The sequence below is a fragment of the Paracoccus indicus genome (assembly GCF_003056335.1).
In the GTDB taxonomy this organism is placed as follows: Bacteria; Pseudomonadota; Alphaproteobacteria; order Rhodobacterales; family Rhodobacteraceae; genus Paracoccus; species Paracoccus indicus.
Genome location: NZ_PYWA01000032.1, coordinates 1 through 536, shown reverse-complemented (window position 1 = coordinate 536; position 536 = coordinate 1). Strand labels below are relative to the sequence as shown.

Sequence of the window (536 nt, the reverse complement as noted above, 5' to 3'; positions counted from 1 at the left end):
CTGGTTCAACAACCGTCGCCTGCTCGAGCCGATCGGGAACATCCCGCCGGCAGAAGCAGAGGCAAACTTCTACGCCACTATGGAAACAGAAGCCGTGGCCGCGTAACTAACCGAAATCAGCCTCCGGCAAACCCGGCGCGGTTCAGAAAAGCCGCTTCACCGAGGCGCAGATCATTGAGATGATCAAGGAGCTGGAAGCCGGAATGGCGACGGCGGAGGTCTGTCGCCGTCATGGGCTCAGCCCGGCGACGTTCTACAAGCTCAAGGCCAAGTATGGCGGCATGGACGTGTCCGATGCCCAGAGGCTGAGGGCGCTGGAGGACGAGAACGGCAAGCTGAAACGGCTTCTGGCTGACGCGATGCTCGACAACATCGTGCCCAAGGATCTTCTGGGATCGAAGCCATGGGACGCCACTGGTCCAAGGACCATGGCGAGGGCCTTCATCGAGTCGTTCAACGAGAGCCTGCGTGACGAACTGCTGAACGAGGAGATCTTCGACACCCTGGATGACGCCCGCCGGAAGATCGCCCTCTGG

Annotated in this window: 1 protein-coding gene; it reads left to right on the top strand. The window is 60.8% G+C overall.

Features of this window, described 5'->3' with window-relative positions; all coding sequences use genetic code 11:
* Nucleotides 1–179: 179 nt before the first annotated feature.
* Nucleotides 180–536 (top strand): transposase (locus DDE75_RS17120; RefSeq protein ID WP_162799115.1); only part of this gene is annotated, 357 nt, incomplete at its 3' end.